Genomic DNA, 26,095 nt, shown 5'->3' on the forward strand with positions numbered 1-26,095 from the left:
CAGGTCGGAAAAATACGACCGATTCGATCACAATGTTACGCATCATCTCCCTGAATCTCAATGGTATCCGCTCCGCATGGAGTAAAAATGTCTTGCCGTGGGTAGCGGCTCAGAACGCGGACGTCATTTGTCTGCAGGAACTGAAGGCCCAGTTACCCGACCTGACGCCAGAAATGATGGCCCCGGATGGCATGCAGGCTTTCTATCACTGTGCCGAAAAGAAGGGTTACAGCGGCGTTGGTATCTGGAGTAGGGAAAAACCGGATCGGGTGATCGAAGGCTTCGATGGCGGTGAATTCGATGCCGAGGGGCGCTACATCCGAGCCGATTTTGGCAATTTGTCGGTGATTTCTCTTTATCTGCCTTCGGGGTCCTCTTCGCCCGAGCGCCAGGAGGCAAAGTTTCGCTTTCTCGATGTCTTCTTCCCGCAGATGCTGGCGTTGCGTGCCGAAGGCCGTGAAATCGTGCTGTGTGGTGACTGGAATATCGCCCATCAGGCCATCGATCTGAAAAACTGGAAATCAAACCAGAAAAACTCCGGTTTCTTGCCTGAAGAACGTGCCTGGTTGTCCCGGCTGTTCGAGGAGCAGGGCTGGGTTGATGTTTATCGCCGCCTGCACCCCGAAACCACGGATGCCTGCTACACGTGGTGGAGCAATCGCGGCCAGGCCTGGGCCAAGAACGTCGGTTGGCGAATCGACTACCAGATCGCTACCCCGGGTATCGCAGTAATGGCAGTGCAGGCCGAGGTCTACAAGGACGAGCGATTTTCCGATCATGCCCCGCTGATCATCGATTACGACTTCAAATAAGCATCCAAAGTGCATTGATTTCGCTGCGTCGTCGGGATAACCTGTAGCTCTGCTTACTTGTCTAACGAGGTTGAAAAATGTCTGAACAAATCGCTGCTGCCAACAAGGAAAAGCTGGTCTCCGATCTCAAGATTGTGATTTCCGATACCGAAGAATTGCTGCGTGCCACTGCCGGTGCAGCCGGTGACAAAGTGGGCGAACTGCGTGAGCGTTTGGGTGTTCGTCTGCGCGATGCCAAAGAGCGTGTGATCGATCTTGAAGTGGCGCTGGTTGACAAGACCAAGGCTGCTGCCCGTGCGACCGATGATTTCGTGCACGAAGAGCCGTGGAAGGCTGTCGGCGTTGCTGCCGCATTGGGCCTGGCCCTCGGTGTGCTGATCGGTCGTCGTTAAGCGCATGACACAGCAGTCAGGCGGTGATGGAGGCCGCGAAGGTCTCTTTGCCGCCTTGAAGAATATCCTCGCGACGCTGATTGCGATAGGGAAGACGCGGGCCGAACTCCTGGTTACCGAGCTGGAGGAGGAGAAATTACGCCTCATGTCGCTCTGGGCCAAGGCCATCGGTGCCGCGTTTCTGCTGGCCTTGGGTGTCGTCATGGCGGTCTGCTGTGTTGCGCTGGCGTTCTGGGAACAAAGGGTCGTCGTCTTCGGCATCTTTGCTGTCCTGTTCATTGGCGGCGGTGCGCTCCTTGTTGGGTCGCTGAAGCGGCAAGCCAGTCAGCCGAGTAAAATGTTCAAATCCAGTCTGTCCGAACTGGAAGCAGATATGGTGCAACTGCGCCGCTATCGCAACAAATCAGAATGAATCCTAAGCTGCTTGAGCTGGCAACGCGGCATGGTGCGCTGAAGGCACGTATCGACGAGCAGCGTCGTCAGCTGACCAGGCATGCCGAGCCTCTTGAGGCGGCCTTGGCCAAGGGCGATACCGTCCTGAAGGGCGTTGATTGGCTGAAGCATCACCCGGCAGCTATCGGGATCGCCGTCGCTGTCGCGGTCATTGCCCGGCCGAAACGTGCCTGGCGCTGGGCTCGGCGCAGCTTTTTCCTGTGGCGCGGTTGGCAGGCCATCAAGAGTTCCTTGTCCGGCGTGCGGTAAGCATGGCCACAGGCCCATCCGAAGAGGCTGTGCTGCCTGGCTGGTGGCGGCAAATCATTTCATTGCAACGGCGCGAAGCAAGGCGAGTACTGGCTGAATTGGTTTCGACGCGCGGCATGATGCCGTTGTTGATGAAGGCTCGCAATGGTGAAGGCTGGACGCCGACTGAGAAAGAAGCGCTTCTGTCACATCTTCGACGGATGGCTCACCTGTCGCCCTATCTGATTGCGCTGCTTCTGCCGGGATCGGTCCTGATGCTTCCGGTGTATGCGTGGTGGTTGGATCGCCGCCGTCTTAGACGGGGCGAGTAGCCGAGTCTGGACGCTCGTTCCACGGGGCGACTTTCAGTAGAAGGACCATCCCCGGTACTGCCAGGCCGGCACACAGCCAAAAGAAACCGTACCAGCCAAGGTTTTCAACCAGCCATCCTGCCGAGGCATTGATGAAGGTGCGCGGCACCGCAGCCAGGCTGGTGAATAGGGCCATTTGCGTGGCCGTGTAAGCCGGATGCGTCGAACGCGCAATGAAGGCAACAAAGGCTGCCGTTCCCAATCCGACGCCAAGGGCCTCAAGGCCGATAACGAAAGCCAGCGCAATCCGCTCGCTGGCCCCGATGCTGTCGTAGTGTCCCTGGCTGGACAGCCAGGCGAAACCGAAGATGGATACCAGTTGAACTACACCGAATAGCCATAGGGCTCGGTTAATGCCCAGCCGAACCATCCACAGTCCGCCGAGCAGGGCGCCGATGACTGCCGGCCATAGCCCCGCATGCTTGGCGATCAGGCCGATGTCGGTCTTGGTGAAGCCCATGTCCAGATAGAACGGGGTGGCCAGCGCGGTACTCAGACTATCGCCCAGTTTGTACAGGAAGATGAAGCCGAGTACCGTGATGGCACCCCGCCAGCCCTGGCGGCCTATGAATTCGTGGAAAGGCTCGGTGACGGCCTGACGCAGCGTTTTGGGTGCGCCCTTGATCGTCGGTTCCGTGACCAGCCAGGCCATGGCCATGCCCGGAATCATAAAGGCGCCGGTAATCCAGAAGACTTCGTTCCAGGGTAGGCGATCGGCAATAATCAGCGATAGCGAGCCGGGAATCAGGCCGGCGATCCGGTAGGCATTGACATGCACGGCATTGCCCAGGCCAAGTTCGTTGTCGCCCAGGATTTCCCGCCGAAAGGCATCCACGGCGATGTCCTGAGTGGCTGAAAGCAGCGAAAGCAGGGTAGCGAGCCAGAGGATCGGCCAGATGCTTTCCTTCGGATTGAACCCGCCGAGGAAACCGATCGAGAACAGCAGGCCGATTTGCGTGATCAGCATCCAGCCGCGGCGGCGGCCGAAGCCTGGCAGGCTGTAGCGGTCGAGCAGGGGCGACCAGAGGAATTTCCAGGTGTAGGGAAACTGGATCAGCGCGAAGAAGCCGATGGTCTTGAGGTCCACGCCCTCGCTACGTAGCCAGGCAGGCAGCAGGTTGAGGAGCAGGTAGAGCGGCAGGCCGGACGAAAATCCCGTAAAGATGCAGATCAGCATCTTCCGGGTGAGCAGGGCCGAAAGCCAGGGCGGCATCAGCGGTTTTGCGTCAGGCGATAGACCGCCAGGCTGCCGAGGAAATTGATTTCGCGGTTGTCGGTGTTATGGACGATATTGCCGTCTTCATCCAGCACATGGCGTTCGCGGATGATCAGTCCCATTTGCTCGCACAATGCCTCGAAGTCGAGCAGTGTGAAAAAGCGGACATTGGGCGAGTCGTACCATTGATAGGGCAGGTCTTCGGACACCGGCATGCGGCCGTCGAGGACCGAACGCAGGTTTTTCCAGTAAGCGAAGTTCGGGAAGGAAACGACGGCTTCGCGGCCGACGCGCAGCATTTCACGCAGGATGCCTTCGGTGTGACGAACGGTTTGCAGGGTGCGCGACAGCACAACATGGTCGAAGGCCTGGTCGGCGAATTCGTCGAGGCCGCGCTCCAGATTACCCTGGATGATGTTGATACCGTTCTTGATGGCAGCCAGGATGTTGGCGTCGTCGATTTCAACGCCGACGCCATGAACGCCGCGGGTCTCGATCAGGTGCTTGAGTAGCGTGCCATCGCCGCAGCCGAGGTCGAGGACGCGATGGCCCGGTTCAACCCAGCCGGCAATGACTTCAAAATCGGGGCGGCCCAAGGTATGCGTCATAGCTTGATGTTCCGCAGATAGGCGTCGACGACGCCGTGATAGTGGGCATCTTCCATCAGGAAAGAGTCGTGGCCGAAATTCAGGTCAATTTCAGCGTAGGACACATTGCGTCCATTGGCGAGCAGCGCGGCGACGATTTCCTTGGAGCGTGCCGGGGTGAATCGCCAGTCGGTGGTGAATGAGGCAATCAGGAAATTGGCCTGCGTACGTGCCATGGTGGCAGTCAGGTTGCCATCATCTTCTCGGGACGGATCGAAGTAATCGAGTGCCTTGGTCATCAAGAGATAGGTATTGGCGTCGAAGTAACCGGCAAATTTGTCGCCCTGGTAGCGCAAATACGATTCGACCTCGAATTCGACGCCATAGCCGAAGGAAAAGGCGCTGTTGCGCAGTTCACGGCCAAATTTTTCGCCCATCTGGTCATCGGACAGGTAGGTGATATGGCCGAGCATGCGCGCCAGCCGCAAGCCACGGACTGGTCGGGTGTTATGTTCGTAGTAGTGGCCGCCGTGGAAATCAGGGTCGGTCAGGATGGCCTGGCGGGCGACGTCATTGAAGGCGATGTTCTGCGCCGAGAGCTTGGGGGCAGCGGCAATCACGATGGCGTTGCGCACCCGCTCCGGGAAGGTGATGCTCCAGCGCAGGGCCTGCATGCCGCCCAGACTGCCACCCATGACGGCAGCCCAGCTGTCGATGCCGAGCAGGTCAGCCAATCTTGCCTGGGCATGGACCCAGTCATTGACGGCAACGATCGGGAAGTCGGCACCCCAGGGTTTGCCTGTCGCTGGATTGAGCGATGACGGACCGGTCGAGCCATGACAGCCGCCGAGGTTGTTCAGGCCGACAATGAAGAATTTATCGGTATCGAGTGGTCGGCCGGGGCCGACGATGTTGTCCCACCAGCCGATGTTGTCGGGCTGATCCGCATAGTGGCCGGCCACATGATGATGACCGGAAAGGGCGTGGCAGACGAGAATGGCATTCGACTTGGCTGCATTGAGCGTGCCGTAGGTCTCGTAGACCAGATCGTAGGCCGGCAGAACCCCGCCGCTGCGCAAATGCAGTGGCTGGTCGAAGTGGGCGCGCTGTGGCTGGACGGCGCCGACGGATTGTCCTGGCATGCTGTTCCTGAAAACAAAAACCCAGTTGGCTGAAAAACGCGAACTGGGTGGTTCCCGTTTTAGCTGTATTTATAAGCGCCCGCAATCAGAGCTCAAATCGGCGCCGCTGAAGTGCTTTCAGCGTCTGCAGACAATACCCAGCAGGGCGTTAAAAGTCAATGAAACGAATGATTTATGCAATGATGGTGGGGGCTTCAAGTTTTGTTAAACTCACAAAAAACAAACTTTTAGAAAGATCTGGACCAAATGTTGGATCAAAGACGGCATCTGCGAATTCGGTTTGCTTCATTACCGACGATAAGCCTTGGTTACGGCGGGGCGGTTGGTGAAGGGGTGATCGAGAACCTGTCGCTGTCCGGGCTGATGGTGCGGACTTCCATGCCCCTGGAAATTTCACACAATGTCGGCTGCGAGTTTCGTATTTTCCAGTCGCCGTTGATTGATGTTCCTGCTGCCGTAGTGAGCCGGGTCGGTGATGTCTTTGGGGTGCGTTTTCAACCCGGGCCGATCAGCCAGATTCTGATTGAGGATGCGATCAATCAGGCGCTGCTTGATGGCAATGCGTCGATTCTCTCCGTCCACGAATTGGGCGGCAAGAAAATCATGCGTATCACCGGTGGGCTTTCCGGCGCATTGCGTAACGATTTCATGCATGCCCTGACGCGGATGGGCGTCGATGAAATCGATGTTGAAAGCGTGACAGCTGTTGAGCAGGCTGGTCTGGCGCTATGTCTGGTGGCGACCACTCGGCATGGCGTGACCATTGGCGCTCAGTCGCAGTGTTTTGCCGAGGCATGGAAGTTTGCCCAAGCCGTGCCCGGGGATTCGGTACCGGAGACACCAGGGCGTGGCCAGACCTTGGAATAGCGTTTCGCGCAGCCTTCTGCTCACGGCCTTGGCCGGGGTGTGGGTCGATGCATCCTGGGCGGATGATGAGACAGTCTATTTCAGTGAGTTGCCGGTAGTTGCCTCGGTCAGTCGTTTACCGCAGCGGATTGCCGATGCGCCTACTTCGGTCACCGTTATTGATCGGGAGTTGATCAAGGCTTCCGGGGCGCGTGATCTGAGTGATGTTTTCCGGCTGGTTCCGGGTTTTCAGACCTTTCCCAACAATACCGAGGCTGCCCAGGTTACTTATCACGGCATGTCGGATGGCGAGTATTCGCCACGCCTGCAGGTTCTGGTGGATGGACGCTCGTTGCATTCGCCATTGTTCAGCAATGGGGTCAATTGGGCCACGATTCCGGTGGCGCTCGAGGATATCGAACGAATAGAGGTCGTACGCGGCACCAATGCGGTGTCTTACGGCAGCAATGCCTTCCTCGGGGTCGTCAATATCATTACTGTTGACCCGGCGCTGGCTCACGGTTTTTCAATGTCCACCAGTTACGGTAGCCAGAATGTTCGTGATTACGCTGTGCGGGCTGGTGGGCGGATCGGGGATGTCGGCGATTTCCGTTTCACTTACAAGCAGCAGAATGATGATGGTTTGAATAACCGTTGGGACTGGATCGATTCGTTCCGGTCACGACTGTTCGATTTTCGTTCCGATTTCTCGTTGAGCGACCGGGACAGTCTGCAGTTCAGCATTGGGCAGGTCGAGGGCGTGACGCAGCGGGGCCGGTTGAACACGACGACATGGCAGCAGAAACCGGAGGATCCGATTCGCGACATGCGCCAGACGGATGTCTATGTTCAGTTCTTGTGGCGCCGGGTGTTGTCGCCAACATCGGATCTGCAATTGCGCTACTCGTATGTCGTGGACCGCTCGTCTGATGAGTTCTCCGTTCCGTTCGGAGGACGAATCTACCGGGTTAACCAGTCCGGTGACGAAGGTGCCAGGCACGAGCTTGAGATCCAGAATACCCTGAAGCTGGTCGACACATCGCGGCTGGTCTGGGGGGCAAGCTGGCGTACCGACAGCTTGCGTTCGGACTGGACCTTGCCTGGGCAGGGGGCTGTGCAGCGGGATCTGGCACGGATTTTTGGCAATCTTGAATGGAAGCCAGCACACTGGTTCACCGGCAATGCAGGTATTTCCGGAGAGAACGATTCGATGGCCGGCTTTCATACGGCCCCCAGGGTCAGCGGCAGTTTTCACCTGAGCCCGGAGAACACGATTCGTACCGGCTATTCGCGCGCTTATCGGACCGGAAGCATCCTGAATTACCGGGGGGATTGGTGGACCGTTAGCGGCGGCTTGCCCAAGTACCAGTTTGCGGCGAACCCGAATATGCCGCCCGAGCGAATGGATACGCTGGAAATCGGTTATCTGGGAGACTGGCGCGAAAGGCGGATGAGCCTTGATCTACGTGTGTTCAATGAAACGATCCGTGATCGCCTGCTGTCGATTGATCAGAACATCGGCAACAATCTGATTCCGGACACGATCATGCCGATCCAGAAAGTCTGGATTCGTGGCTTCGAGTATCAATACAAGTGGCAAGCGTTCGATTCGACCCGGATTGTGCTGAATCAGACATTTGCCAATATTGGCAGTAGCTATTTGCAATCGGCGCTGCTCAATCCCAATAACACTTTGGGAAGTGCCGATAAAAGTGTGGCGATTCGTGAACAGACCGAGTATTCGATGCCGCACCGTTCATCATCGCTGCTCCTGATGCAGAAACTGCCCTGGAATCTGGATTTTTCGGTGGCGGGGTATTGGCAAGACCGGATGAAATGGTCGACGAATTCATGGTCGCAGAAATACCGGCGCTTCGATGCTCGTCTGGCCTACCCGTTCCGCTGGAGCGGGCAGGGCGGCGAAGTTGCTTACACCGTCCAGTCATTGAACGGGGCGCACAACGAGTACAAATGGAATGCAGAACCGTCTGACCGTATTGTTGATCGGCGGCAGTGGGTCAGTCTGCGGCTTGATTTCTGATGGCCTGAGTCAGATCTAGCCTGAGCGCATGACAGCGCCTTCAAACCAGACTTCGAAGGGCTCGTTGGGCGCGATGGCCTTGCCCTGCGCGTAATCGATCCCGAGATCCTTGAGTTGTTCCAGCGTATCCAGATCGTCGATGTCTTCGGCGATCGAACGGATGTGCTGGTCCGCCGTAATTTCCTGAACTGCCCGCAGCAAGGCGGTAGACGCCCGGTTGCCACCAAGATCCCGGGTCAGGCTGCGGCTCAGCTTGACGTGGCTGGGGGTGATGCTGCGCAGGTGGCTGAAAGACGATAGCCCCCCACCAAAATCGTCCAGACCAATCTGGCAACCAAGGGTATGTACTTGGCGAGAGAATTCCATGGCCTGACTGGTCAGATGGGTCAGGATGTCTTCGGAAAACATGAAGCAGAGTTTGTTGCCGGCCATGTTCTGGCTGGACAGGCTGCGGGCGATGTAGTCGATTGTTTCCCGGCTGCTGATCGAGCTACGTGAGAGCGGCACTAGGCAATACAGGTTGCGATGCTGACGTTTGGCGCGCGCCTGCGCCGCGATGGCGGTATCGATCAGGCGTCGGTCGATGGCGGGCGCCAGGTCATAGCGTTCGGCTGCGTCGATCAGTGCGGCGAGGGCGACTGGGGGCTGGCCAGGCTCGTTGAGGCGAGCCGTCAGTTCGACGACATGTCCGCTGGCAGCGTGCTGGAGGGCGCGCAAGGGCACTGCCTCGACCAGCAACCGGTCCTCGGAGAGGGCATTGGCAATGCGACTGGCCCAATTGCTGGCTTCATGGCGGCGTTCCTGATTGAAGGTCACTTCTTGTTCGCAGACACGGTTGCGGCCGCTTTCTTTGGCGCGATGGCAGGCGGCATCGCCGGCGGCGAGGATTTCGTTGATGTTGCGCACCTTGCGGTTGACCGTGGTGATGCCAACGCTGGCGCCGATGGCGAAAACCTTGTCCTGCCAGATAAAGCGATAGGCGGCGGCAAGGCCGCAAATGTCATCGGCGACTTGCAAGGCGCGCGCGCCGGTGCAGTTGGCCAGCATGATGCTGAATTCGTCACCGCCCAGTCGAGCCAAAGTGTCTTCCTCGCGCAAGCGGCCCTGGAAGAGCAGCGCCATCTGGCGTAGCAGTTCGTCGCCGGCCAGATAGCCACAGGTGTCATTGACCTGCTTGAATCGGTCGAGGTCGAGGAACAGGATGGCAAATTCGTCACCGCCGGCCTGAACGCTGGCCAGTGCTTTTTCCAGGCGGTGCTCGAATTCTCGCCGGTTGAGCAGGCCGGTTAGTGCGTCGTGGCGAGCCTGGAAGGCGAGTTGGGCGGTAGCCTCCTCGATCCGGGTCTGCATCGAGTGATGCACTTCCTCGATCTTTGCCGCCATTTCGTTGAAGCCATTTTCGAGGACGCCGAGTTCACCACTGGAGCTGGCTGGCACACGGGTGTCCAGCCGGCCGGACGACATGTCTTTCACGGCCTGAACCAGGCGCATGACGGGCTTGGCCAGATTGTCCGCCATGGCGATGGCCATGGCAGCGAGTACGAGCAAACCCAGGAGGACGATGACCAAGCCGCGCTGCAGGAGCTGGCGTTGCTTGTTGGCCAACTCGGTCTTGTCGAACTCGACAAAGACGTGACCGATGACTTCGGGAATGGCGGGCTTGCCGGCATTGGTTTCAAAGAGCTGGTCGGTGTCGCTCATCGAGCGTTTTACCGGTGCGCCAAAGGCGATCCATTGGTCGGTTTCGGCGACTTGCTTGGGTTCGCTCAGAATCTGGCGAAGCTCGTCAGCCGCCAGTGAAACCCGGCCACTAACGGCGATAGTGCGGCCTTTCTGATTAACGACGATGGCCGCCTTGACGCCGGATTCCTGGACGGTAGCTTGGGCTAGCCCGTGCAGCCCTTCAACCTGACCCGCGATGATTCCGTATTCGCTGATCGGAGCCAGGTAGCGGACGGTGGCCATGCCCTTGAGGCGAAGTTCACCTTCCAGCGTCTTGATGCCGCTGAAGGTGAAATAAGTGACCAGGGCGATGGCAATTAACGTGCTGGGGAGCAGCGTTAGCAACAGCAGGCGATGGCGGAGGGTGAGACGATTCATCGTGCATCCCTGTCAGCAAGGATGGCGCGTCGTAGCGACGCTTCATCGGGAATGTTGAGTCCCAGTGCCTGTGCAACATTTGGATTGATGGCAATGGCAAACTGGGTCGGCCCGGTCGGGGGCGTCAGGTTGGTGCCGCTATTGACGATCATGTCCGCCGTCTGGCGGGCTATCTGGCTCGGGGTACTGTGCAGTGCGGCCAGCGCACCGGCCGTGACAAAGGCCGTGGAGTAGCCGATAACCGGTCGCTGGAGGCGGAACGCGGTGATCAGAATGGCCTTGATATTGTTGCGATGGTAGATGCTGGCATCGGGAAGCGCGACCAGGGCGCCGCTTCTCGTGAGCAGGGCATTCAGGGCCGGCAGGAGTGTCTTTTCGGTATCGCTGTCCTCGCTGTCCAGCACCAGGCCGGCCCACGCGAATGCCTGGCGGTACTGGCTGGCCGAGTTTCTTGTTTCACTGCTGAAAAGTATGCCGAATCGCTTCTGATCCGGCAGGAGATGGCGCAAGAAAACGGCCTGGCGGTTGGCGGGTTGGTCGAGATAGATGGCGGTGATGCGCCCGGAAGTCCGCCGATGCTCGGTCAGGATTTTTTCGTAAGTCTGCCGCGGCAACAGGGTCGCGATGATCGGGGTGCTCTCGCCGCGGCTCAATGTCCGGCGCAGCGCTTCGCTGCCGACCGTGACGACCAGATCGGGTGGTCTGGCTGCCGTTGCTGGCGAATCACCGGCGCTGGTGGAGACAATATTCCAGGCAGTACCGCTCAGCGACTCATCAAGGGTGTTGGCGAATTCGCCATACATGCCGCCATTTTCGCTGAGAACGAGCGCAATGCTGCCGCCCCAAGCCGGCGTGGCAAGGGCAATCAGTAAAATCAGGATAAAGCGGGGCAACCTGAGCATCAGCGGAATATCGCATGGCGGCTATGCCAATGCAATGAGGGTATTACACAGGTTAACGATTGTTGATCAGATTGCTGATCTGTTCCGTGATTTCCGACACAGGCATGGCAAATGCGAACTTCTTGATGAAGTTGCCATCCGGACCAAGCAGGATCATGCCGGCAGAATGGTCGACGGCGTAACGGTCTGAAGTGGCTCCGGGTTCCTGAACTTTGGCGTAGCGTACCTTGAAATTCTCGGCAGTGCGCCGGACGAGCGCCGGTGAAGCGGTGAGGCCGAGAATGCGGGGGTCGAAGAACTCGGTATAGGTCTTGAGAATCTTGCCGGTGTCGCGTTCCGGGTCGACGGAAATAAAAATGGCCTGGATGTTTTTTGCCTCTTTGCCCAGCTGTTTCAGGATTTCGGCCATTTCGACCAGTGTGGTCGGGCAGATGTCTGGGCAATAGGTGTAGCCGAAGGCGATCAGTTGATAGCGTCCGCGAAAATCCTCGCTGGTCACGGAACGTCCGTTCGGGTCCTGTAGCAGGTAGCGTGGATTTATCCCCTCGGTGCTCCCTTCCTTGAGTAACTCAAGACTATGGGTTGCCTGCGCGGCAGCAGGGCCGGTGATTAAAAGGATGAAGAGAAAAGCGAGGAGACGGATCATTGGCTGCCGGCGAAGGCCGACTTCAGGCGTTGTTCAGCCGCGGCCATATTGCTGGCCAGCGTTGCCGCATCGGGGCAAGCAGAACCCTTGCCTTGTTCGAGATAGGAAGCGTTAGTGGCGGTCTCAAAGGCTTCACCGTAGCCGCGGGTTTTTGGCGCGGTGGTGATCACGGCATTGCGGGCGCGGGCGACCAGGGCTGGTTGCTGGCAGGCGAGGGCGACGCCGTTGAGGCGGCCGAGCGCTTCGACAGCCTCGGTACCGGCATCGGCAGCCGAGCCGGTATTGGCAAAAGTAGCAAGGATCAGGGCGAGGAGCGGAGCAACGATCTTCATGGTCGGAATCCTTTAGTTTGGACGACGATTATAGGCAATGGGCCGGTCACGGCCTTTTCACAGATCAAAAATGTCGAGCAATTGCGGCAGGCCTTCGCTGATTGCAACGGGGCCTGGGGTCAGAATAATTGCCGATTTGATTTCGTGCATTTTCCCATTGCGGACGGCCGGAATGCTTTCCCAGCCAGGGCGGGCGGCAACGCGTTCAGGGCGGAAGTGCTTGCCGCACCATGAGCCGATGATGATGTCCGGCGCTGCGGCAATGACCGCTTCAGGCGCTGGGCGGCGATCCTTGGCCAGCGGTGAGCGGGCCTGTTCGGCGAAAATATCCTCACCGCCGGCGATTTCGATCAGCTCCGAGGCCCAGCGGATGCTGCTGATCAGCGGCTCGTCCCATTCCTCGAAATAGACGCGTGGCTTTTTGCCGGTGCGGGCGAAGCGTTCGGCGGCGATGGCGCGGGCTTTTTCAATTTCTGCTTCCAGTCCGGCGACGATTTTCAGCGCTTTGGCCTCGGCCCCGACCAGCCGGCCGACGGTTTCGACCATGCCGAGGATGTCCTCGATGCTGCGGGTGTTGAAGGCATAGACCGGGATGCCTGCTTTGATCAGGTCGCGCGAAATCTCGCTTTGCAGATCGGAAAAGGTCAGCACCAGATCGGGCTGGGTGGCGAGAATCTTGTCGATGTCGCCGCTGGTGAAGGCAAAGACCTTCGGTTTTTCCTTGCGGGCTTCGGGCGGTCGAACGGTATAGCCGGAAATGCCGACGATGCGGTCCTGCTCGCCAAGGGCGTAGAGCACTTCGACAGTTTCGGTGGTCAGGCAGACGATGCGTTGGGGCAGGCGGGGCATGGTTTTATTTGGCGGGGCGGTGGCTTCTTGCGACATCGAGGTGGGCGCAAAGTTTCTCGGTGCCGTCCAGGATGCGCGGCGTATGGCGCTGCATGATGTCCGGATTGATGTGGAACAGGTTGTCGCGTTTGACCGCCGTCATCCGTGTCCATTTATCCCAGTCGTGCAGCCATTCCGGCTTGGCGTCGCCCATGCCGGTGGCAATGATGGCCTCGGGGTCGGCTTCGAGCACGGCTTCAACACTGACCGTTGGCGCCATCTTGGCGAGGTGGCCGAATATATTGTCGCCACCGCATAGCTTGATCGCATCGCTGATGATCTGCGGGCCGCCGACCGTCATCAGCGGGGTTTTCCAGATTTGATAAAAGACGCGTACTTTCGGCTTGCCGACGTTGGCAGCGCGCAGGCCGTCCAGCCGTTTACGGAAACGTTCGGCGGCCGCATTGGCGGCGGGCTCGGTGCCGGCCAGCTGGCCCAGGCGAACCAGCTGGTCGGCCACGTTTTCGATCTTGTTTGGCTGTGAGACATAGACCGTCAGGCCAAGCCCCTTCAGTTTGTCGACCTGCGGCATGTTGTTGCCGCTCTCCCAGGCCAGGACCAGATCAGGCTTGAGGGCCGCGATGGCCTCAAGGTCGACGCGCGAGTAGCCGCCGACCCGCGGCACTTTCTTGGCTTCCGGCGGGTAGTCGCTGTATTCGACGGTACCGACCAGCCGGTCGCCGGCACCCGCGGCATACAGGCTCTCGGCGATGTGGGGGGCGAGGGCAACGATGCGTTTGGCCGGGGCCTTGAGACGGATTTCCTGGCCGATGTCATCCTTGATGACGAGGTCGGCGTGGGCGTTGGTGGAAACGACGAAGGCGGTCGCCAAGGCTGAAAGCAAGCGGATTTTCATGCGGGTTTCCATTCGGCAAGCGCCTTGCCCAGACGTTGCCATTGGTCTTCGCTGCAGGGCAGGCCAAAGCGCAGTAGTGGCTGCTGGTCGAAGCGACGGGTCAGGATGCCTTGGCGGGCGAGGGCTTCGTGCAATTCACTGGCGTGGTGCGAGGTCAGCGTCGCGAACAAGGCAGTGAACTTGACCTCGCCGAGGGGGGAAAGCATCTGGTGCAAACGCTCGCCGGCGGACAGCAGGCGGGGGCGGGAAGCGTCTTGCCAGGCGATATCCTGCAGGGCCAGTTTGGCCGCTTCACGTGACGGGCCACTGATCGTCCACGGGCCCATGGCCTCGCTCATCCGACCGAGCAGTTCGGGGGCGGCGAACAGGAAGCCGACGCGGATGCCCGCCAGGCCGAAGAATTTGCCAATTGAACGGAAGACGATCAGGTTCGGCGCTTCTTCGCTACCGGCCAGCGGGGTCAGGCTGTCCTCCGGCGTCGCGTCGATGAAGGCCTCATCGACAATCAGCCAGCCGCCACGTTTCTTCAGTTGCCGGGCCGCATCCAGAGCGACGTCGTGCGGATGGCGGTCGGCGGTCGGATTGTTTGGATTGCACAGCAGCACGTAGGGCGTTGCTGCGGCAAGTGCGCGTGGTAACAGGGCATTTTGCAGGAAACGAATCTTGTGGCCGGCGTGCTGCCAGGCTTGCGGATGCTCGGCGTAGATCGGTGAAATGCAGGCGACGACGCCGCGGGGCAGCAGGGTCGGCAGCCACTGGATGGCGGCTTGCGAGCCGGCGACGGGCAGCAGGTTGGCGTTGCCGTAATAGGCGGCGGCAGCAGCTTCCAGTCCATCATGATTTTCCGGCAGGCGGTGCCAGACGCTCGGCGGTAGCGCCGGGACGGGCCACGCCTCAGGATTGATGCCGGTGGACAAGTCGAGCCAGTTTTCCAGCGGGATGTTGTAGTGTGCCGCGGCTTCACGCAGGCGGCCGCCGTGTTCAAGCATGCAGGAGTCCAATCGCAAAAAGTACGGCCAACCATAACCACAGGCTGTGCCTGATCAGGGAGATCGCCCGGCCAAGGTCGGCGGCCGCTGGGGGCGGACCGGAACCGAGTGGTGGGCGGCTTTCCACTTGCCCGTGATAGATCGCCGCCCCGCCGAGTTGCACGCCAAGGCTGCCGGCCCCGGCCGACATTACCGGCCCGGCATTCGGACTGTCCCAACCCGGCGCCTGGGTTCGCCAGCAGGCCAGGGCGTTGCGGGTCTGGCCGAGCAAGGCATAAGTCAGGGCCGTCAGGCGGGCCGGAACCCAGTTCAAGGCGTCGTCAAAACGGGCGGCAAAACGGCCGAACAGGTTGAAGCGCTCGGTGCGGTAGCCCCACATTGCATCCAGCGTATTGGCCAGCCGGAAGAGCAGGGCGCCGGGGCCGCCGAGCAGGGCAAACCAGAACAGCGTGCCGAAGATGGCATCGTTGCCATTTTCCAGTATCGACTCGACGCCGGCCTTGGCGATGCCGGATTCATCCAGCGTCGATGTCTCGCGAGAAACAATCCAGCTGACGCGCTGCCGTGCCTCGTCAAGATGCCCTTCCCGCAAGGGTTTGGCGATGGCTTCAGCGTGTTCGCACAGGCTCTGGGCGCCGAGTGCGAAGTAGAGGAGAACGACGTCGACGGTCAAGGGAGTGACGGGGCGTACCAGCCAGGCCAGTCCGACAAACGGCAGGACAGCCAGCGCCCAGGCAAACAGGCCGGAGGCAAGACGGTGGTTGTTCAGGCGCTTTTCGATAGCGGCTGCCAGATTGCCAAAGCCAACGAGCGGATGGAAACGGCGCACTTCGCCGAGCAGGCGGTCGAGCAGCACGGCGACCAGGGCGGCGGCCGGCATGGCAAGGGCACCCTCGGGCATCATCATTTCGGGAAGATGCCCCGTTGCTGGATATCGTCCTGCATGGTGGCGAGCGTGTTGGTCAGCGACTCATTCCGGGCGACATCGGCCTGGCCCCACTGGTCGTAGTAGAGCAGATCGGCAATCGGCAGGCGGGGCAGCCAGCCGGTCTTTTCCAGTTCCGGCTTGTCGTGGAAATGGCTGACGTAACCGATGCACAGGTAGGCAATGGGCACGATCTCGCTCGGGATACCAAGCGCTGCCTGCAGTTCCGGCTGGTTGAAAATGCTGACCCAGCCGACGCCCAGTCCTTCGGCGCGGGCGGCCAGCCACAGGTTTTGCACGGCGCAGACGCTGGAGTAGAGGTCCATCGTCTTGATATGGGTGCGGCCGACGACGACCGGGCCGGTCCGTTCGCGGTCGCAGGTGATGCACAGGTTAATCGGCGATTCGACGATGCCTTCGAGCTTGAGCTGGTTGTAGGTTTCCCGCTTGCCCTCCGGGAACATCATCGCGGCTTCCGCATGCGCCTTGGCGAAGATGTCGCGGACCCGCTGCTTGACCTCGGGCGAGCGGACGAGCAGAAAGTTCCACGGTTGCATGAAACCGACCGATGGCGCATGGTGGGCGGCCATCAGTACGCGGCTGAGCACCTCGTCCGGCACCGGATCCGGCAGGAACTGGCCGCGCACGTCGCGGCGATTGAAAATGGTGCGATAGATGGCGGCGCGCTCGGCGTCCGAAAACGAATGGTCAATCTGGTTTTCCATGAATTCCCCTTGTGGAAAAACGATGACTGCTTGTCCATGCAGCCCGGTTTCGTCTCCCGGCCGGTCTTCTGACTCGGATTCACCCGGCCGATGCGCCTTCCCGGCCGGGTTTTCCCTGACCAGTGGCTTTTCGCATCGCCCGTCCTCCTTACAGCGTTGGGCACGCGGCGGATTTGCACCGCCTTCCCGATTCTCCCGCCGATAAATCGGCCGGGCACCGAGAGACATAAAGGCCGGATGCTAAGCGACCCTAGGCTGGCAGGCAAGTCATGGAGAAGCGAGCTGCTTTCCCAATGAAAGTGCCGCTGCCGTTCATTCGCCTATCGTCAGAAGCGCCATGGTCTGGTTGAGCAGTTGATAGCCAATTTCGCCAAACGTCATCGGGCCGCCGATCGCACCGGCCTGCTTGCCCTCCAGTTCCGAGTACAGGAAATTGAGCACGCAGTTGCAGGCAAATTCCGGTTGGCCAAGGCCGCCGGGTAGGGCGGCGGCAAAGGTCTGGACGTAGTCGGTCAGTGGGCTGGCCATCCGGTATTCGGTGCCGGCAAACACCGGTGCGTAGAAGTCCACCTGCCCGTTTTCAAGATCGATGTTGCGGATGCTGACGTTGATCAGGGCGCCGCAGTAGTCGGCCACCAGCGGCAGACGGCTATCGAGCTGATGGCTGACCAGGTATTCGGCAAAATTCCGGGCTTGGCCGTCGATTTCGCAGGCGCCGGCCGAAAATCCTGACGTCGGGAAGCGGAGGATCGGCGTGGGCGCCGCCCGGAACGGATTCACGATCTCGACCTGAGCATAGCGATGGTCCGGCAGGGCGACATCGATGACTGCCGCCTTGTCGTCGGAAAACTCCAGGGTTTCGCCCAGCACGACCAAGGGCTTGCGGGTGCCGAGTTCGGCCAGATGGACGCCGGCAATCCAGCCGACCAGCGGCTTCATGTACATCTCTTCGTAGTTTGGCGCATTTTCCGCAAACAGGCGGTGGGCCTCGCTGAAGGCCGGGATGATCAGCAAAGTGTAGCCGTTGTCGGGCGCCTCGTGGCAGATCGCTGGTAGCTCATCTGTGGCGCGCAAAGACAGGCGGGGTGGCTGGGCAAAGCATTCGATCAGCTGGACGTAAACGCGATCCTTGGTGGTGATGCCACCTTCGCTGCCAATGAAGTAGGGGATGGTGCCGCCGATCCAGTGTCCGGGTGGCAGTTGTCGCAGCGCTGTTTCATCGCCGGCAATGCTCATGAAATGGCCGCTTTCGATCAGGGCGCTGGCTTCGGTGATGGTCAGCAGGCCGTTTTGTGGGTTCATTGATGGGCTCCTGGTCAGATTCGGTTGATTTGTTCGAGTTCGTGAGCCAGCAGATGGGCATGGCGGACGAAGTAGCGCTGCAGTTCATGGGCTTTCAGCGCATGCACTTCGCTGTCCTGAATGCGCAGTACCTGCTCGCGCAGCTTGGTCATCAGGAGCTTCAGGCTGAGCACGCGGATGTCGAGGTTGAATTCCCCGCTGAGCAATTGCTGCCAGACGGCGTGGCTTGCCTCGGGGATGATGTGATCGACCGCCGGGGAGTCGCCCAGGGGCGCCGGGGCGTTCAGGCTGGTCCGTCCGTTGTCCAGGTTGTGCTTGAGTTTCCAGACGTCCGCCGCCGGGATGTCGAGCAGCGGGCAAACGGCCTGGATGCTCAGGCCGGCCAGGAAATGGGCGCCAATCAGTTGCACCATGGCGCGGGTAAAGGGCTGCCCGTCGTCACCGATCCAGCCCAGATTGTTGTGGCGACCGGCTTCGAGCGGGTTGGCATGGATATGGCATTTGAAGTTGCCGATATTCAGGTGGCGCCAGACCGGCAGGGTATGGTCCGGCGCACTGGGGCGCTGGCTGAAAAACCACCCGCTCTTCGGGCGCTCCAGCGAGACCCAGACATCGAGACGGCTGGTGGAAAGGTTTTCGATCAGATGGCTGATTTGCCACGGAGGGTTGATGCCAAGCGCCTTGTGCAGCCAGTCCTCGGGGTTCATGGTGTCTCCTTGATGTTCGTTGAAATAGGTCCGGGGCGACACAGCAAGGAACGTGCAATGCCATTTCAATAGGGAAATGCCGGGGAATTGCTTCATCGGCTGTGCGAAAACAGAGCGCCTGCTTCAATTCGCGACAGCTCAGCAGCGCTGGGCTGGGCCACCAAACGTGGCTGCCGGAAGATTCGTGATTGGCTTATTTCGAGGTCGTGGCTGTTTCTTGCACCCCGGCCTCCGGGATAATTGAGGTTTTCCCGAGTTTTCAGCCATGCCCTGCTATTCCCTGATGGTCCAAGGCACCACCTCCGATGCCGGTAAATCGACACTGGTCGCGGCGCTGTGCCGCATCCTGAAGCGCCGGGGGGTGCGCGTGGCGCCGTTCAAGCCGCAGAACATGGCGCTGAATTCGGCGGTGACCGTGGATGGCGGCGAGATTGGCCGGGCGCAGGCCCTGCAGGCGCTGGCCTGTGGGCTGGCGCCGCATACCGACTTCAATCCGGTGCTGCTCAAGCCGACCACTGACAAGAAGGCGCAGGTCATCATCCACGGCAAGGTGGCGATCGATCTCGACGCCAAGGCCTATCACGCCTACAAACCGCGGGCGATGGGGGCGGTACTCGAATCCTGGGCGCGGCTGACGGCAGAGTACGAGTGCGTGGTGGTCGAAGGCGCCGGGTCACCGGCCGAAATCAACCTGCGCGATCGCGATATCGCCAACATGGGCTTTGCCGAGGCGGTGGATTGTCCGGTGATCATTGTCGCCGACATCGACCGGGGTGGGGTTTTCGCGCATCTGGTCGGCACGCTGGAGTTGCTGTCGCCATCCGAGAAAAACCGGGTCAAGGGTTTCGTCATCAATCGTTTTCGTGGCGACATCGGCCTGCTTGAATCGGGCCTGACCTGGCTGGAAGCGCGCACCGGCAAGCCGGTGCTCGGTGTTCTGCCCTATCTGCATGGCCTGATGCTCGATGCCGAGGACGCCATTGCGACGGCGGCAGTGGGTGGCAAGAAGGCCGCAAAACTGAAAGTCGTGGCCCCGGCCTATCCTCGTGTTTCCAACCACAACGATCTCGATCCGCTACGCCTGCATCCGGAAGTCGATTTTCGCTGGATCGGGCCGGGCGAAACCCCGCCGGCGGCCGATCTGATCGTGCTGCCGGGTTCCAAGGCGGTGCGGGCCGACCTCGACTGGTTGCGTGCCCAAGGCTGGGATAAGGCAATCCACAAGCACCTGCGCTATGGCGGCAAGCTCATCGGCCTGTGTGGCGGCTACCAGATGCTGGGCCGGATGATTCACGACCCGCAGGGGCTGGAGGGGCAGCCTGGCAGTACGCCGGGGCTCGGCGTTCTGGCGGTGGAAACGACGCTGGAAGCCGAGAAGCAGCTGCGGAATGTGAGTGGTCACTTGTCGCTGCCTGGCCGGCCGGCGATGACCGGTTACGAGATCCATCTTGGCGTGACACGCGGCGAGGGCTTGGCCAAGGGGGCCGTCGAACTGGCGGATGGCGTTCACGATGGTGCCATTTCAGCCGACGATCAGGTCTTCGCGACTTACTGCCATGGTGTTTTGGATCATCCCGAAGCACTGACTGCGCTGCTGGCCTGGGCCGGCATGAGCGAGAGCGAACAGGTCGATTTCGCGGCGCGCCGCGAGGCGGACCTGGATCGTCTGGCCGATTCGGTCGAAGCCGCACTGGACTGGGAAAAACTGTCGGCGCTGCTGCCGGGCTGAGTGTTTCAGGCCGGCGGTTTCTCTTCGTGGTGGATGCGCTTGAGCGCCACCTGTTTCTGGATTTCGCGGAAGTCGGTCTCGCGGCCGTACAGCGCATATTGCTTGCGGATAGCGCCAAAAACCTTCTTGGCCTCGATGCCGGCCATCAACTGTTCGGCATGCAGATCGGCCAGTTCATGATCGCTGACCGAAAGAGCCGCCCGCATCACGTCGAGGCTGGTGGTTGGGCCCAATTCGCTGGCCAACAGGGCGGGGCGCAGGCCGGCAAAGCGGGCCTTGCCCTTTTCCGGTGAGCTGATGGCGAGCAGGGCGGCAAAACTGGCCTGCTCGGCCAGATTCATGGCCTGGATTTCGACATCGCGCAGGCCGACCAGGACTTTTTCGGCCGAGATCTTGTCGTTGCCATCAAGGTGGCTGCGCGCCATGGTCAGCCGGTCTTCCGGCGATATGGCGCCGGGCATCGTGTCGTTGGCAATGACGTCGGCCATCGTGGCACGCGCCGTTTCACTGTCGCCGTTCAAGGTGGCGGCTTCGGCCAGCATCCGCTTGCGTAGATAGTTGCGGGGGGTTTTCTTGGCCACTTCGTCGAGCACTTTCTGGGCTTCGGCGTGCTCACCCTGCGCCATGCAGATGCTGGCTTTGAGGTCGGAGGCATCGAAGAAATGCGGCGTGCTGTCTACCACCTTGTCGATTTCGGCGCGGGCTTCGGTCAGGCGGTTCTGCTTGTGCAGGGAGCGGGCAACACCGGCCCTGGCCCAGGGGAATTCGTAATTTTCAAGGATGCTGCGATAGGCCTTTTCAGAGGCCTCGGCGTCGCCGCTGGCGAGCAGCACTTCCGCTTGCTGGCGCTGAATCTCGAAACGATACGGCCGTCCCGTCTCGCTGGTGCGTTGTGCCTCAAGGATGGCCAGCGCTCTGGCGTACTCCTGCTTGCGCTTTTCCTGATAATAAGCAGCGAAGAAATTTTTCTTGGCGATGATCCGATCCAGTCGCAGGACCAGCTTGTCTGGCGAGAACGGCTTGATGATGTAGTCGTCCGGGACCAGTTCGACGGCTGAAACCACCTGCTCGTAGGATTGTTCGCCGGTGACCATCATGAAAATGGTCTCGTCCGGCAGCAGGTTGAAGCGCCGCAACTCCTCCAGCAACTGCTGCCCGGAGCGGCCTTCGCCCAGCACGTAGTCGCAGAGGATGATGTCCGGTGAATTGTTGCGGATGCGATAGATGGCATCCTGATAATTGGAGGCAAATTCGACGGCGAAGGCACCGATGGTCTGGGCGATGGTGCGCAGCGCATCGCGCGCCTGCGGCTGGTCGTCGATGACGAGAAAACGCTTTTTGTTGTATTCGCTCATCAGGGCAGGCGCAATTCAAAACGGGCGCCGCCGAGGCTGCTGCCGTTGCTTAAGTGCAGGCTGCCCTGTTGCCCCTTGCGGGCGTGTAGCGCGGCCAGTCGGTCGGCGACCATCAGGCCGGTGCCGTGCGTCGGGGGCAGCGTGGCAAAACCGGGGCCGTCGTCCTCGACGCTGAGGACGAGCCAGCCGCCATCTTCCCTGGCGCTGAGGCTGATCCGGCTGCGGGCAAAGCGTCCGGCGTTTTGCACGGCATTGTTCAGCATGTCAGTGACCAGGTCGCGATCCAGCGGCCATTCGTCGAACACCTGGCAATCGACCGTCAAGGCGATATCCTGGCCGGCTAGATGGCTTTTCTGGGCAAGTACCACTTCTTCGCAGAGGTCGCCAACGAGCACCGGGGTGACACCCAGTGCGGCGTCGTGGCGAAGAATGCCGTAAGCCGCCAAGGTGCGGGACAGGCGGTTGCCTGCCGCTTCGATGGCGTAACGGGCTTCGCTCATTTTCAGGCCATGTTTTGCTTCGGCGGCGGCAATCAGCGATTCGGCGATGAACAGCTGGTTCTTCGCGTCATGTACGCCTGAAGCCAGGATGTCGAGCAATTTATGCATGTTTAGTCCCCTCCAAAGACATCTTGCGTGTCTATCTGCAACAAGGATACCGATCTTTTTGTCGAGATGCCTGCCTTCGGAGAAATGCATTCCGAATTGGCAGTCCGATCAGCCCGCGGTGGACTTGAGGCTGAGTGGCAGTCCGGCGGCGACCAGCGTGACCTGGTCGCAAACGGCGGCGACGCGCTGGTTCAGGCGTCCCTGTTCATCGGCGAAGAGGCGCGATACCGGATGCATCGGCACGATGCCCCAGCCGACCTCATTGGAAACCAGAATGATGCGGCCGGGCAGCTGCGGCAGCAGTTCGATCAGCGCGCTGGTTTCCGCGCGGAACAGCGGGCAGTCGATGGCTTCGCCTGCTTCAGCCTGTGCCGCGGCCTGGCCGGCGAACAACAGGTTGGACAGCCACAGGGTCAGGCAGTCGACCAGCACGCAGGTATCCGCCGCTGCCAACTCGCGCAGGCAGGCCGCCAGATGCAGTGTTTCTTCGATGCAGCCCCACTCGACCGGCCGGCGTTCGCGATGATGGGCCACGCGGCGGGCCATTTCGCCATCGAGCGCCTGGGCCGTGGCGAGGTAGGTCACCTTCAGTCCGGAGTCGTGGGCGCGTTGTTCGGCCAGCAGGCTCTTGCCCGACCGGGCACCGCCGAGAATCAGTTCTTTCATGGGCGGCATTTTGGGTGAAGGCCGGCCCGGCGGCAACCGGTATAATTTCGCCTTCGACAATACGGAACCCGGTGCGAGTCTGACTCAATTCCGGGGCGGGCCCGCCGCTGTAACCGGGGACCGATGCCGCAACAGCCACTGCAAACGGGGAAACAGACCCGGCGGGAAGGCGCGGCCAAGGGACGATCCGGAAGCCAGAAGACGTGTCGAAACTTCATTTCGAAGCCTGTGGACAGGGTTTCGCGGCAGCGTTGGCCAAACGTTGCCGCGAGGCCCTTTTACTTTTGGAGAATCGGATGCATTCGTTTGAAATTTCTATCCCGGACAGCGGACTTGAAACCGCCCTGCAAAACAAGATCGACCGCAAGACCAAGCCGCTCGGAGCGCTCGGGCTGCTCGAAAAGACCGCCAAAAAAATCGGCCTGGTCCAGCAAACGCTGACCCCGCAACTGAACAATCCGCAAATGCTCGTCTTCGCCGGCGACCATGGCGCAGCCAAGGCCGGTGTATCGGCCTACCCGCAGGACGTAACCTGGCAGATGGTCGAGAACTTCCTGGCCGGCGGCGCCGCGATCAACGTCTTCGCCCGGCAGAACGGCCTCGGCCTGTCGGTTGTCGATGCCGGCGTCGCTCACGATTTCGGCCAGCGCACCGGCTTGATCGATGCCAAGGTCGCGGCTGGCACGGCCAATTACATCGAGCAGGCAGCGATGACGCCTGCCCAGTGCGCGCAGGCAATCCAGAATGGCGCCGCCATCGTCCGCCAGCTGGCAGCAAAGGGCTGCAATGTCGTCGGTTTCGGTGAAATGGGCATCGGCAATACCGCCTCCGCTTCGTTGCTGACGCACTGTCTGACCGGCCTGCCGCTGGCCGAATGTGTCGGTCGCGGCACCGGGCTGGATGATGCCGGCCTGGCCCGCAAGCAGGATCTGCTCGAACAGGCCCTGATCCGCTACCGTAACGCCGGTGGCAACAACGATGCCGGCGCTGTGCTGGCCGAATTCGGCGGCTTTGAAATCGCCACCATGGTTGGCGCCATGCTGGCGGCAGCCGAAGCGAAGATGGTGCTGCTGATCGATGGTTTCATTGTCGGTTCGGCCGCCCTGATCGCTTCCCGTCTGGCGCCAGCGCTGCTCGACTACTGCGTCTTCTGCCACCGTTCCGCCGAGGCCGGCCATCGCACCCAATTGCTCGCCATGGGCGCCGAACCGCTGCTCGACCTCGGGTTGCGCCTTGGCGAAGGCACCGGCGCCGCGCTGGCCTACCCGCTGGTCCAGTCGGCGGTGAGCTTCCTCAACGAGATGGCCAGCTTCGAATCGGCCGGCGTGTCAGATAAAGAATGATCCGCCGCGAGCTCGAGTACTTCTTCGGCGCGATCCGCTTCTTCACGCGGCTGCCGGTGCCCGGCTGGGTCGGGCATTCGGCCGAGGCGCTGAATCACTCGGCTCGATATTTCCCCGCCGTCGGCCTGCTGGTTGGCGGCATCGGGGCGCTGGTCTATTGGCTGGCCCTGTACCTGTGGCCGCAGCCGGTCGCCGTCCTGCTCTCGATGGCAGCCACCATCTACGCCACCGGTGCCTTCCACGAGGACGGCCTTTCCGATACGGTCGACGGCCTCGGCGGTGGCTGGGAAAAGGCGCGCATTCTCGACATCATGAAGGACTCGCGCGTCGGTAGCTACGGCGTCGTCGCCATGGTGCTGGCGCTGCTCGGCAAGTTCGTGCTGCTCTCGTCGCTGGCGCCGGCGCTCGTTCCATTCGCGCTGCTCGCCGGACATGCTGTTTCCCGCTTCTGCGCGACGGTCTTGCTGGCGACCATGGACTACGTTCGTGACGATCAGCTGAGCAAGGCCAAGCCGCTCGCCAACCGCATGTCCGCCGGAGCCATAGTGGTGGCGCTGTGCTTCGCCGTCGCGCCGCTGCTGGCACTGCCCTGGTTCAAGGCTGCCGCGGGCTTGGCGCTGGCTGCCTTGGCCACCCTGTGGCTTGCCCGCAAATTCCAGCGCTGGCTGGGTGGTTATACCGGGGATTGTTTGGGCGCAACGCAACAGTTTGCCGAGATTGTGTTCTATCTGGGATTGATGGCGAATCTATTCGCACAGAATCCTTGATGCGGGCGGAATCGCCGACCGAATAAAGCTCGGTTATTCATCCCCGCCATTGTCGAACTGCGCCTCGATATCGCTGGTTTCCGAAGCGGGGGACTTTTCCGGCAGGGGTATTTCGGGCGGCGGGTTATCCAGCGGGACCGGTTTGGTGAAGGTTTGCGGGAGGTGATTTTCGATCTGATCGGAGATGTGATGAATGCCTGCCGCCACGCCTGTATCGGGATCGTCCATCAAGGACGTCCACATGTCGGCGACTGAGTCGGTCAAGGTTGCTCGGAGTTCCGTCTCGATTTCCTTACGCCCGGCCTCATGCCAGATCATGCCAACAGCGGCTGCGCCCAGTGAAATCACCGATCCAGTAATTCCCCCGACCAGCGCCGATGCTGCACTCGTGCCACCGCTGATGGCCAGTTTATTCAACAGTTTTTCACTGATATTTCTGGCTACCGGGGAGATTCGCGTTTTCGATAATCCAACGCCGTCATTTCCTCCCTCATCCCGAATGCTTTGAAGCAAGGCGCTGTAGGCCGGTAATGCCTCAATCTGATCGTGATAGGCAATCTGCTCAAGGGAAGCGTCGTGGGTGGCCGGGGGAGCGAGCTTGATCGCCGGGATGCTGGCAAGCCGTCGCTTGAACTGATCTTCAGGAACGTCATGGCGTTGAGGAATTTGCCGAAGGTACCCGCGCAGGCCGCGGATGTAGTGCTGTACCGCTTGTTCGGCGAGGGACGCAGGGTCAATTTCCCGGGCGACCGGCGCCAGCACGCGATCGTAATATTGCTCTTGCATGTAGGCGGCCAGCCGGTCGGCGGGAAGGGCGTTCTCTTCTTCGGCGCTCAGGTGGTACCAGGCCACTTTGACGGTCAGCCACTGCTGGGTCACATAGCTTGAAAACCACGGAATGAAATCTGCCTCGGCTTTTTCAGTAACCAGTGAGCGCCAATGCTCCATTTGGTGGCGCACGAAACTTTTCGCTGCCCCCTTGGCTGCCAACGATCCGCTAACAATGTCACGGTCGACTTGCTGCCACGTGTTCGCCGAGACCGGAGGCGCCGGAGAAGTGGGGGGAGATCGCTCCTGAACGGCACATCCGGTCAGACCAAGCATCAAAATGAGGCCAAGGATGCGCAGACTGGTGGCAAAAGACATGGTTTATCAATGATCAGGTGC

The 26,095-nt window shown here is 60.5% G+C and carries 29 protein-coding genes and 2 riboswitches; of the genes, 11 read left to right on the forward strand and 18 right to left on the reverse strand.

What is annotated here, in order from left to right; genetic code table 11:
- The first annotated feature begins 32 nt into the window (after positions 1 to 32).
- The 5 genes from DARO_RS00675 to DARO_RS00695 all read left to right on the forward strand — a co-directional run bounded on the left by DARO_RS00675 (position 33) and on the right by DARO_RS00695 (position 2,217).
- On the forward strand, positions 33 to 812 hold the full coding sequence (locus DARO_RS00675; RefSeq protein ID WP_011285892.1) for an exodeoxyribonuclease III: 780 nt from the start codon (positions 33 to 35) through the stop codon (positions 810 to 812).
- Between the two features lie 77 nt (positions 813 to 889).
- The gene (locus tag DARO_RS00680) at positions 890 to 1,204 is read left to right on the forward strand and encodes a DUF883 family protein (protein WP_011285893.1); all 315 of its coding nucleotides are present in this window, start codon (positions 890 to 892) and stop codon (positions 1,202 to 1,204) included.
- A 4-nt stretch (positions 1,205 to 1,208) separates the two neighbouring features.
- A complete protein-coding gene (locus DARO_RS00685) occupies positions 1,209 to 1,616 on the forward strand; it encodes a phage holin family protein (protein WP_011285894.1) in 408 nt (135 codons plus the stop codon).
- Positions 1,613 to 1,906, forward strand: coding sequence for a YqjK-like family protein (locus DARO_RS00690; RefSeq protein ID WP_011285895.1), 294 nt, complete (start codon positions 1,613 to 1,615; stop codon positions 1,904 to 1,906). Before DARO_RS00685 ends, DARO_RS00690 begins: the two co-directional genes overlap by 4 nt.
- 2 nt (positions 1,907 to 1,908) lie before the next feature.
- On the forward strand, positions 1,909 to 2,217 hold the full coding sequence (locus tag DARO_RS00695; protein WP_011285896.1) for a hypothetical protein: 309 nt from the start codon (positions 1,909 to 1,911) through the stop codon (positions 2,215 to 2,217).
- Here the strand turns inward: DARO_RS00695 and DARO_RS00700 are convergent.
- From DARO_RS00700 to metX, 3 genes are read right to left on the reverse strand one after another with little or no spacing between them, the layout of a single operon-like run.
- Positions 2,201 to 3,469, reverse strand: a complete 1,269-nt coding sequence (locus DARO_RS00700) for an AmpG family muropeptide MFS transporter (protein ID WP_011285897.1) — start codon at positions 3,467 to 3,469, stop codon at positions 2,201 to 2,203. The genes DARO_RS00695 and DARO_RS00700 overlap by 17 nt on opposite strands.
- Positions 3,469 to 4,080: a methionine biosynthesis protein MetW gene (gene metW, locus DARO_RS00705; protein ID WP_011285898.1), complete on the reverse strand. Its 612-nt coding sequence runs from the start codon at positions 4,078 to 4,080 to the stop codon at positions 3,469 to 3,471. Before metW ends, DARO_RS00700 begins: the two co-directional genes overlap by 1 nt.
- Complete coding sequence (gene metX, locus DARO_RS00710) at positions 4,077 to 5,201, reverse strand: homoserine O-succinyltransferase MetX (protein WP_011285899.1); 1,125 nt, start codon at positions 5,199 to 5,201, stop codon at positions 4,077 to 4,079. Before metX ends, metW begins: the two co-directional genes overlap by 4 nt.
- Between metX and DARO_RS22690 the strand changes: the two genes are divergently transcribed.
- From DARO_RS22690 to DARO_RS00720, 3 genes are read left to right on the forward strand one after another with little or no spacing between them, the layout of a single operon-like run.
- Complete coding sequence (locus tag DARO_RS22690; RefSeq protein WP_157037114.1) at positions 5,200 to 5,409, forward strand: hypothetical protein; 210 nt, start codon at positions 5,200 to 5,202, stop codon at positions 5,407 to 5,409. The two genes, metX and DARO_RS22690, sit on opposite strands and share 2 nt — an antisense overlap.
- A 38-nt stretch (positions 5,410 to 5,447) precedes the next feature.
- Positions 5,448 to 6,068, forward strand: coding sequence for a PilZ domain-containing protein (locus DARO_RS00715; RefSeq protein ID WP_011285900.1), 621 nt, complete (start codon positions 5,448 to 5,450; stop codon positions 6,066 to 6,068).
- Positions 6,049 to 8,088: a TonB-dependent receptor domain-containing protein gene (locus DARO_RS00720; RefSeq protein ID WP_011285901.1), complete on the forward strand. Its 2,040-nt coding sequence runs from the start codon at positions 6,049 to 6,051 to the stop codon at positions 8,086 to 8,088. The genes DARO_RS00715 and DARO_RS00720 overlap by 20 nt, the downstream gene beginning before the upstream one ends.
- 15 nt (positions 8,089 to 8,103) lie before the next feature.
- On the opposite strand, the gene DARO_RS21430 is transcribed toward DARO_RS00720, so the two are convergent.
- From DARO_RS21430 to DARO_RS00775, 11 genes are all read right to left on the reverse strand, one after another.
- The gene (locus DARO_RS21430) at positions 8,104 to 10,188 is read right to left on the reverse strand and encodes a diguanylate cyclase (RefSeq protein WP_011285902.1); all 2,085 of its coding nucleotides are present in this window, start codon (positions 10,186 to 10,188) and stop codon (positions 8,104 to 8,106) included.
- A complete protein-coding gene (locus tag DARO_RS00730) occupies positions 10,185 to 11,090 on the reverse strand; it encodes an ABC transporter substrate binding protein (RefSeq protein WP_011285903.1) in 906 nt (301 codons plus the stop codon). Before DARO_RS00730 ends, DARO_RS21430 begins: the two co-directional genes overlap by 4 nt.
- 52 nt (positions 11,091 to 11,142) lie before the next feature.
- Positions 11,143 to 11,736 (reverse strand): SCO family protein, encoded by a 594-nt coding sequence (locus DARO_RS00735; protein ID WP_011285904.1) that lies wholly within the window; start codon positions 11,734 to 11,736, stop codon positions 11,143 to 11,145.
- The gene (locus DARO_RS00740) at positions 11,733 to 12,068 is read right to left on the reverse strand and encodes a hypothetical protein (protein ID WP_011285905.1); all 336 of its coding nucleotides are present in this window, start codon (positions 12,066 to 12,068) and stop codon (positions 11,733 to 11,735) included. Before DARO_RS00740 ends, DARO_RS00735 begins: the two co-directional genes overlap by 4 nt.
- 57 nt (positions 12,069 to 12,125) lie before the next feature.
- On the reverse strand, positions 12,126 to 12,917 hold the full coding sequence (locus tag DARO_RS00745; RefSeq protein ID WP_011285906.1) for a cobalamin-binding protein: 792 nt from the start codon (positions 12,915 to 12,917) through the stop codon (positions 12,126 to 12,128).
- Between the two features lie 4 nt (positions 12,918 to 12,921).
- Positions 12,922 to 13,812 carry a cobalamin-binding protein gene (locus DARO_RS00750; protein WP_157037115.1) on the reverse strand — a complete coding sequence of 297 codons (891 nt, stop codon included), beginning with the start codon at positions 13,810 to 13,812 and terminating at the stop codon, positions 12,922 to 12,924.
- Positions 13,809 to 14,801 carry a threonine-phosphate decarboxylase CobD gene (cobD, locus tag DARO_RS00755; RefSeq protein ID WP_011285908.1) on the reverse strand — a complete coding sequence of 331 codons (993 nt, stop codon included), beginning with the start codon at positions 14,799 to 14,801 and terminating at the stop codon, positions 13,809 to 13,811. The genes DARO_RS00750 and cobD overlap by 4 nt, the downstream gene beginning before the upstream one ends.
- Positions 14,794 to 15,708 (reverse strand): adenosylcobinamide-phosphate synthase CbiB, encoded by a 915-nt coding sequence (cbiB, locus tag DARO_RS00760; RefSeq protein ID WP_011285909.1) that lies wholly within the window; start codon positions 15,706 to 15,708, stop codon positions 14,794 to 14,796. Before cbiB ends, cobD begins: the two co-directional genes overlap by 8 nt.
- Complete coding sequence (gene bluB / locus DARO_RS00765) at positions 15,705 to 16,451, reverse strand: 5,6-dimethylbenzimidazole synthase (protein ID WP_041224610.1); 747 nt, start codon at positions 16,449 to 16,451, stop codon at positions 15,705 to 15,707. The genes cbiB and bluB overlap by 4 nt, the downstream gene beginning before the upstream one ends.
- Before the next feature lie 41 nt (positions 16,452 to 16,492).
- A riboswitch (cobalamin riboswitch) is annotated at positions 16,493 to 16,688 on the reverse strand.
- Positions 16,689 to 16,763: 75 nt separating this feature from the next.
- Positions 16,764 to 17,753 carry a DUF6976 family protein gene (locus DARO_RS00770; protein ID WP_011285911.1) on the reverse strand — a complete coding sequence of 330 codons (990 nt, stop codon included), beginning with the start codon at positions 17,751 to 17,753 and terminating at the stop codon, positions 16,764 to 16,766.
- A gap of 14 nt (positions 17,754 to 17,767) precedes the next feature.
- On the reverse strand, positions 17,768 to 18,460 hold the full coding sequence (locus DARO_RS00775) for a hypothetical protein (protein WP_011285912.1): 693 nt from the start codon (positions 18,458 to 18,460) through the stop codon (positions 17,768 to 17,770).
- A 265-nt stretch (positions 18,461 to 18,725) separates the two neighbouring features.
- Here DARO_RS00775 and DARO_RS00780 point away from each other — a divergent pair, with 265 nt between their 5' ends.
- A complete protein-coding gene (locus DARO_RS00780) occupies positions 18,726 to 20,189 on the forward strand; it encodes a cobyric acid synthase (RefSeq protein WP_011285913.1) in 1,464 nt (487 codons plus the stop codon).
- A 5-nt stretch (positions 20,190 to 20,194) separates the two neighbouring features.
- Here the strand turns inward: DARO_RS00780 and DARO_RS00785 are convergent, their stop codons facing one another.
- From DARO_RS00785 to cobU, 3 genes are all read right to left on the reverse strand, one after another.
- Positions 20,195 to 21,544 (reverse strand): tetratricopeptide repeat-containing response regulator, encoded by a 1,350-nt coding sequence (locus DARO_RS00785; protein ID WP_011285914.1) that lies wholly within the window; start codon positions 21,542 to 21,544, stop codon positions 20,195 to 20,197.
- Positions 21,544 to 22,152 carry an ATP-binding protein gene (locus DARO_RS00790; protein WP_011285915.1) on the reverse strand — a complete coding sequence of 203 codons (609 nt, stop codon included), beginning with the start codon at positions 22,150 to 22,152 and terminating at the stop codon, positions 21,544 to 21,546. Before DARO_RS00790 ends, DARO_RS00785 begins: the two co-directional genes overlap by 1 nt.
- Before the next feature lie 108 nt (positions 22,153 to 22,260).
- Positions 22,261 to 22,827 carry a bifunctional adenosylcobinamide kinase/adenosylcobinamide-phosphate guanylyltransferase gene (gene cobU, locus DARO_RS00795; RefSeq protein ID WP_011285916.1) on the reverse strand — a complete coding sequence of 189 codons (567 nt, stop codon included), beginning with the start codon at positions 22,825 to 22,827 and terminating at the stop codon, positions 22,261 to 22,263.
- A riboswitch (cobalamin riboswitch) is annotated at positions 22,814 to 23,043 on the forward strand. (Overlaps the previous gene by 14 nt.)
- 71 nt (positions 23,044 to 23,114) lie before the next feature.
- On the opposite strand from cobU, the gene cobT reads away from it, so the two are divergent.
- Both cobT and DARO_RS00805 read left to right on the forward strand, forming a co-directional pair.
- Entirely contained in the window at positions 23,115 to 24,161 is a 1,047-nt protein-coding gene (cobT, locus tag DARO_RS00800; protein ID WP_011285917.1) for a nicotinate-nucleotide--dimethylbenzimidazole phosphoribosyltransferase, read from the forward strand.
- The gene (locus tag DARO_RS00805) at positions 24,158 to 24,928 is read left to right on the forward strand and encodes an adenosylcobinamide-GDP ribazoletransferase (protein ID WP_011285918.1); all 771 of its coding nucleotides are present in this window, start codon (positions 24,158 to 24,160) and stop codon (positions 24,926 to 24,928) included. The genes cobT and DARO_RS00805 overlap by 4 nt, the downstream gene beginning before the upstream one ends.
- A gap of 33 nt (positions 24,929 to 24,961) precedes the next feature.
- Here the strand turns inward: DARO_RS00805 and DARO_RS00810 are convergent, their stop codons facing one another.
- Positions 24,962 to 26,074, reverse strand: coding sequence for a hypothetical protein (locus DARO_RS00810; RefSeq protein WP_011285919.1), 1,113 nt, complete (start codon positions 26,072 to 26,074; stop codon positions 24,962 to 24,964).
- Positions 26,075 to 26,095 lie beyond the last annotated feature (21 nt).

The organism is Dechloromonas aromatica RCB (assembly GCF_000012425.1).